Consider the following 6,218-nt stretch of genomic DNA (forward strand, 5'->3'; position numbering starts at 1 on the left):
GTTTCTCGTTTTCCTGCAGAACTTCGCCTGGCCGCATCCGCCGCTGTTTTCGGAAGCGTGGAGCCTGTCGGTCGAGGAACTGTTCTACCTGATCGCGCCGCTGGCGACGCTGGTCGTTGTCCGCCTGGTGAAAGGGCGCGGCAGCGTGGTGGTCTGGCTGCTTGCGGCGATCGCGCTCATCAGCGCGATCCGCATCGGCTATGTGTTGCGGTTCGACCCGCTGTGGGATTCGGGCGTGCGCAAGATCGCCGCGCTTCGTCTCGACGCGTTCATCTATGGCGTCATTGCCGCGTGGTTCTGCAACGTGCGCGACCTGTCGATGCAAAGCCGTCGGCGCTGGGCCGTCGCAGGGGCCTGTGGCATGGTCGGCATGGCACTCGCGTTCTTCCTGCTGCCGCGCGACCATGATTTTTTCGCGCGAACCTTTTTGTTCAACCTGATACCTGCGAGTCTCGCGGCGATGCTGCCGCTCGCCGCCGAGTGGCGAGCGACTGGTGCGCCGCAATTCGTGCAGGCTGCAACAAGCCGCATCGCGCTGTGGTCGTATTCGCTCTACTTGTGCCAGTTGGCGGTGATGCGCAGCCTGTCCTTGTTGCCGTGGAAGGCGTCGACGCCGGCGGAGTGCCTGTTCGGCGCCGTCGTGTTCGTTGTCCTATCGATCGCCTGTTCGGCGCTGCTCTATCACTTCTTCGAGTCGCCGATCCTACGCTGGCGCGACCGGATCGCGAGCAGGTGAGAATCGCGGCAGGGACGGTTTGTTTCCGATCCTTGTGGGCTGCGCTTACCTATCTTGCCGAACTGGCCGCGTTTCGGGCGCACGCCAGACACCGCCGCTTTGCAGGCTCAGGTCGTAGCGATACACCGCAGGTGGCGCGGAAGGGCTTGAAAAAGTATAAAAAACCACCTGGTCGCGCGGACGCCCGCTGAAGTCCGACACCGTGCCGGTGCCGGGCAGGGTGATGTCGCCGAGTGATTTGCCCTTGAGGTCGAACGTGCGCACGATGCTGTGCGCATCCTGCGCGTAAGCCGCGACCAAGCTGCGGTTGACGATGCGCGCGCTTTGCAGCATGTCCTTTGCCTGCGGCACGATTTCCTTCCAGTTCGCCTTGGCAGGATTGTCGATGTCGATCGCGACAATACGACGGCGCGGCGCATCCGCGTCGGTGAGGAAGTACAGCGTGTTCTTCGTGCTGCCGAGGAATTCCCAGGCTGCGCTCCAGTCGCCGATCAGGGTTTCGATCGGCGTGACCACCGATTCGGTCTTGATCTTCTTGCCCTGCATGTTGCGCACGTTCGGGCCGGGTACCGCGGCTTTCGACGTCTTCTTTTTTTCACCCTTCTGCCGGTAGGGCTTGGCGAGGTCGCGATACAACACCAGGTTGTCTGGCCCATCGCCGCGCGCGACGCGGACGATGAGCCAGCGGCCGTCGTCGCTGACTTCGGCAGCGAAGGTCCAGCCCGGTTGATCCTTGTTCTCGTAGATCAGCAGGTCGTCGTCCTGGTCGTCGCCGAGGCGATGGAAGTACAGCCTCTGGATTTTGTCGGCGGCGTCCTTGCCATGCTCGTCGTAGCGGCTGTAGAAGAAACCCGTGCCGTCACGTCGCCAGCTCGTGGTCGAGGATTTCACCCGCTTGAGCACGTCGTCGGTGGGCTTGGCAGTGTCTACGTCGAGCACATGCCATTCTTCCCAGTCGGAGCCGGCGGAAGACAATCCGTAGGCCACGTATTTTCCGTCATCGCTCACCGTCCACTGCTTGAGTGCGAAGGAGCCGCTCTTCGACAACATGTTCGGATCGAGCAATGCGCGCGGCGCGGCATCGAGCGAGTCGGCAACGTAAAGCACGCTCTGGTTCTGCGTGCTGCCGTTGTGCGTGTAAAACCCGCGCTCGCCGTAGTGCCGCGGCGCGCTGTCTTGATGCGCATCGATCTTGGCGTCCGTCTTTGCCGAGGGACTGCCCGGTGCCGCTGCGGCGGGAGGTGTGAACGGAATCAATGCTGCAATGAGCAGCAATGTCGAAAAAGCGCGCATCATGTTTTCCGGATCGGCGATGCGGCAATGATACGGGCCTTGCGTTAATCCCCGCTGATGTACTTCGGCCCGTTGCCGACCGTTTTCTCGTACACGCCCTTGCCGGCGCGGCGATACTGGGTGAAACCCTTCTTCTCGACGTTGCTTTCCTTGAGCACATGCGCGCTGCCGATCGCCACGTTCGGCGCGCTCAGCACGCGCTTGACCGGTGCGCCGCATTGCGGGCAGGCGGTCAGTTCCGCATCAGCGAGCTTCTGGCGCAGGTCGAAGTGCGCCTCGCAGTGGGCGCAGCCCTGGTCGACGGCGGCGTATTCGTAGATCGGCATGGTCTTCGTTGAAGGAAACTCAGGTTGTCGCCCCGATGATGGGACCGTCGCTTCACGAACTCAAGCGATTGGACGGTGGAATCCGCCAAAGCGGAAAAAGCGAGGCCGTCGCAAGGACGGCCTCGTTTCGACTTGTTTCACGCGCTCAGCGATGTTCGTTCTTGCCTTCATGTGCTGGTCCGTGCGGCGCGGCCCGCTCGGCATTCGCGTGTGGCGCGGCGTTGGCGTGCGGCATGGGCGCCGGGCGAGCGTTCATCTGCGGCGCCGAGGCATGAGGCGCATAGCTTCGTGCTGCGTAGTTCGCCGGCGGATTGCCGGTCGTATGCATCGCCGGATTGTGCGCCGCGAAATTCGCCTGCGATGCCGTGCCTTGACGCGGCGCGTAGTTTGCCGAACGCATTGCGGGACGATTGTTCGGCATCGTTGTCTGATTGACCTGGCGCGCGGTGAACATGCCCGGTCGTGCTGTCGCCGCGATCGTCGGGTTGCCGTGGTTCACCGATGCACGCATCGCCTCGTTGCGGCTCGCCAGCGTCTGGTGCTGCATCTGCGCGGCGATGGCCGGCGTGTGGCGCTCGTTGGCGAAGCGCGTTTCCTCGGCGGTCGGTCGCGCGGTGATGCCGCCGGGGCCGTTGTAACTGAAGCGCGTCACGTTGTTGTTGACCACGACCGTCTTGTTATAGACGTTGGTGATATTGACGTTGGTGATGTGGTTGACCTCGCGGTTGTAGTAGAACCCGCGCGGACCCCAGTAACCGCCGAAGTAGCCGACGCCGACGTAGCCGAAGCCGTAGTTGATGCCGCCGTAATAGCCGACGTGCAGGCCCCAGTAGCCGGGATGGAACAGGTAGGCGCCATCGGCCCAGCCCCAGTAGCCCGGCGTCCACAGCGCGCCCGTGTACGGCGGCAGCACCCAGGTGCCTGGCACCCAGTAGTAGCCGCTGACCGGATCGTAGGCCCAGTAGCCCGGTGTCCAGATATAGCCCGGTCCCGGGATGGCCGGCTGCACGTAGACCGGCAGCACGGGTGGGGCGAAGTTGACCGAGACGAACACGGCGGCGTGCGCGGCGGGCATGGTCACCACGTTCAACGCCGTCGCGGCCGCAACGGCGACGAGCGAGCGGGCGAGCCAGATGCGCATGCGCGGGGTGTGATGGATGGAGCCAGCAACGTTCATGGAATTCTCCCGAAATTGGATGCCGCAACCTCCACAACGCGGCTAGTGGCGCCGCGCGGACAGGAGCTGCGCCGGCGTGCGGGGTCCGTTCAGCTTGTCGATCAGGCGATCGCTCCGCACCAGCCTGGCAGGTAGTTGGCGTCTTCGCTCTTGGCAAGCTTCAGGGCTTTTTCCAAGGCCTTGTCGAAATTGGTCTGGACCTGCTTCGGCTTGATCCTGCGGCGCAGGAAATCGGCCCAGAGGAATTCGCTGAACGGCGTCGTGTCCTTGGCGAAGCCGCCCGTGCGGCGCAGTTCGCCGGCAAGGCTGCGGAACGGGTCGTCGACGAGCTGGGTGATCTTCTTCGGCACGTCCTTGTAGCCGCGGCGCTGCCCCTTCGCATCGAACGGATGCATCCAGCCGCGATTGTCGAGGTTGAACCAGAACGATTCTTCATCCAGTCCGCGCAGGTCGGAGATGACGGTGACGGCGATGTGCTTGACGCCTTCCTTGTGCAGGGCCAGGGTCAGGTGATGATGGTCGATCACGTAGTAGCGGCCGTCGTGTCCCCAGATGACCGGGATCATGTGCTTGCCGAGGAAATCGCCCTTCTTGTAGTCGGGATGGTCTTTCCAGCTTCGGCGCTTGGCTTCGACCTCGCGCATGCCGACGGTGATCTGGGTCGGGCGCAATTCGGTGATCGCGACCGGATGCAGGCGGGGTTCGCGCGAAAGGGGCATGGATACAACTCCGGGCAAAGACGCAAATATGCTCCGCCTAATGTTAGCAACGCCTATGACGCACGACAGGCGTCGCTCATCGTTTTCCAGCGGTTGACGATCTCGCAGAACAGCAGCGCGGTGCGTTCCGCGTCGTAGACGGCGGAGTGCGCTTCCGCCTCGTTCCACTCGAAGCCGGCGGCCTGTACGGCGCGGCTGAGCACGGTCTGGCCGTAGGCGAGGCCGCCGAGCGTGGCCGTGTCGAAGCAGCTGAACAGGTGGAACGGGCTGCGCTTGTAGCCGACGCGGCGGATCGCGGCGTTGAGGAAGCCAAGATCGAACGAGGCGTTGTGGCCGACGAGCACGGCGCGCGAGCACTCGTACTCGCGCAGCGCGCGACGGATCGGGCGGAAGATCAGGTCGAGCGCCTCGCGCTCCTCGACCGCCGCGCGGAACGGATGGGTCGGGTCGATGCCGGTGATTTCGAGCGCACGCGGATCGATGTTCGCGCCCGGAAACGGCACGACATGCGTCGATACGACCTTGTCGGGATGGACATTGCCGTTTTCGTCCATGCGCACGACGCTGGCAGCGATCTCGAGCAGCGCATCGCGTTCGTTGTCGAAGCCGCCGGTCTCGACGTCGACGACGACCGGCAGGAAGCCGCGGAAACGTTCGGCATATTTCGTCGAGTGTGCGTTGCTGGCGGCGGGGGTGGACATACGGCGAGGATAGCCGTGCGACCCCCTTCCCACAATCTTGACGGAAACAATCACCTAGAGTGTGCAGAGATCCTAGTGCAGCGTGAGCAACTCGCTGCGCACCTCGCCGGTCAGCGCATCGATCGCCGCTTCGATGTGCTGTGCCGAGTCGCCCTGACCGCTCTCTAGTTCGCCAGCGTTTTCCTTCCAGGAAACGAACAAGGCATCGGCGCGCACCTGCACGTCTTTCGACACCAGCGGCGCCATGTCGTGGATCAGCGTCGCGTGGCCCCAGCCGGCGATCCAGTTCATCTGTGAATGGTCGCCGCCGTAGTAGCGATGTTGGGCGAGCTGTTGCAGTTCGCCGCATTCCTCAAGCAGCTTGAACGAAGCTTCGCGCACATTGCGATGCGCCTCGGTGGTCTGGTTGCGCCAGGTGTTGTAGCTCGTCGAGAACAGCGCCACCGACAGGCTGATCAGCGCGACCGCGTTGCGGCGTACGGCGGAAAGCACGCGCGAAGGCGCAGCCGGGTCGCGTGCTGGTGCCGGCGTGTTCATGCGCGGGCGAAGCGCGCAAACGCGAACAGCGCCAGCGCGAGCAGGATCAGGACGGCGCCGACGGTCGGAATCAGCATCGCGAACGGAATGCCGAGCGCGAGTGCGGCGAAGCCCCAGGCCCAGGCGTCGGCGATCGGTGCGGGCATCGGGTCGGCCTTGAGCCCGCGGCAGAGCAGATAGTCCAGGCTGATCTTGCCCGGCCCCTGGAAGATGATCGGCAGCAGCATGACCACGAACAGCAGCGGCAGCTTGAAGTTGCCGTGGCCCATGTCGGTGATCGCGTAGCCCTTGGCCAGGTCGCTCCACATCGTGATCATGTCGGGCCAGTGCACGGCCGCGGTGGCGACGAAGGTCAGCACGAACAGCGAGTAGGCAGCGAAGCGGGTGAACAGGCCGATGAGCAGCAGCAGCGCACCGCCGATTTCGAGCCAGGTGGCGAGAAACCAGCTCAAGTTCGCCGGAATCGCCGAGAACGGAAACGGGAACTTGTCCTGGATATCGGCGAACCAGTTGTCGCCAGCATATTTCTCCAGTCCGGACTGCCAAAACTCGAACGCCATGATCAGGCGCAGGACCAGCGGCGGCACGATCTGGCCGATGCCGCGCAGGCGCGCGGCGAGCGATTCCCACAGCGGGATCAGGTTTTGCACGGCGTTCCCCGGTTGTTGTATTGCCGATTGGACGCGCGCGCCGGCAAATCCTTACACGGTTGTGCCGAGGATAGCCTCG

Annotated in this window: 8 protein-coding genes; 1 reads left to right on the forward strand and 7 read right to left on the reverse strand. The window is 63.8% G+C overall.

Annotated features, from left to right (window positions below; genetic code table 11):
- Positions 1–736, forward strand: a 736-nt coding sequence (locus tag VF497_RS16580) for an acyltransferase (RefSeq protein ID WP_330890767.1), incomplete at its 5' end; no start/stop codon positions are given.
- A gap of 45 nt (positions 737–781) precedes the next feature.
- Here VF497_RS16580 and VF497_RS16585 read toward each other — a convergent pair.
- From VF497_RS16585 to VF497_RS16615, 7 genes are all read right to left on the reverse strand, one after another.
- A complete protein-coding gene (locus VF497_RS16585; RefSeq protein ID WP_330890769.1) occupies positions 782–2,029 on the reverse strand; it encodes a hypothetical protein in 1,248 nt (415 codons plus the stop codon).
- Between the two features lie 44 nt (positions 2,030–2,073).
- Entirely contained in the window at positions 2,074–2,355 is a 282-nt protein-coding gene (locus tag VF497_RS16590; RefSeq protein ID WP_330890771.1) for a zinc ribbon domain-containing protein, read from the reverse strand.
- Between the two features lie 145 nt (positions 2,356–2,500).
- Positions 2,501–3,532: a YXWGXW repeat-containing protein gene (locus VF497_RS16595; protein WP_330890773.1), complete on the reverse strand. Its 1,032-nt coding sequence runs from the start codon at positions 3,530–3,532 to the stop codon at positions 2,501–2,503.
- A 101-nt stretch (positions 3,533–3,633) separates the two neighbouring features.
- Positions 3,634–4,251 (reverse strand): ParB-like protein, encoded by a 618-nt coding sequence (locus VF497_RS16600; protein ID WP_330890775.1) that lies wholly within the window; start codon positions 4,249–4,251, stop codon positions 3,634–3,636.
- A 53-nt stretch (positions 4,252–4,304) separates the two neighbouring features.
- Complete coding sequence (rnt, locus tag VF497_RS16605; RefSeq protein WP_330890777.1) at positions 4,305–4,952, reverse strand: ribonuclease T; 648 nt, start codon at positions 4,950–4,952, stop codon at positions 4,305–4,307.
- Between the two features lie 72 nt (positions 4,953–5,024).
- Positions 5,025–5,489, reverse strand: coding sequence for a hypothetical protein (locus tag VF497_RS16610; RefSeq protein ID WP_330890778.1), 465 nt, complete (start codon positions 5,487–5,489; stop codon positions 5,025–5,027).
- Complete coding sequence (locus tag VF497_RS16615; protein WP_330890780.1) at positions 5,486–6,139, reverse strand: DoxX family protein; 654 nt, start codon at positions 6,137–6,139, stop codon at positions 5,486–5,488. Before VF497_RS16615 ends, VF497_RS16610 begins: the two co-directional genes overlap by 4 nt.
- Positions 6,140–6,218: the final 79 nt, after the last annotated feature.

The organism is Rudaea sp. (assembly GCF_036383415.1).
GTDB lineage: Bacteria > Pseudomonadota > Gammaproteobacteria > Xanthomonadales > Rhodanobacteraceae > Rudaea.

Bases quoted from the DNA above. Each gene is read 5' to 3' on its own strand.
- VF497_RS16610 (WP_330890778.1), bottom strand. From the start codon at position 5,489: ATGAACACGCCGGCACCAGCACGCGACCCGGCTGCGCCTTCGCGCGTG.
- VF497_RS16590 (WP_330890771.1), bottom strand. From the start codon at position 2,355: ATGCCGATCTACGAATACGCCGCCGTCGACCAGGGCTGCGCCCACTGC.
- rnt (WP_330890777.1), bottom strand. From the start codon at position 4,952: ATGTCCACCCCCGCCGCCAGCAACGCACACTCGACGAAATATGCCGAA.
- VF497_RS16595 (WP_330890773.1), bottom strand. From the start codon at position 3,532: ATGAACGTTGCTGGCTCCATCCATCACACCCCGCGCATGCGCATCTGG.
- VF497_RS16600 (WP_330890775.1), bottom strand. From the start codon at position 4,251: ATGCCCCTTTCGCGCGAACCCCGCCTGCATCCGGTCGCGATCACCGAA.
- VF497_RS16585 (WP_330890769.1), bottom strand. From the start codon at position 2,029: ATGCGCGCTTTTTCGACATTGCTGCTCATTGCAGCATTGATTCCGTTC.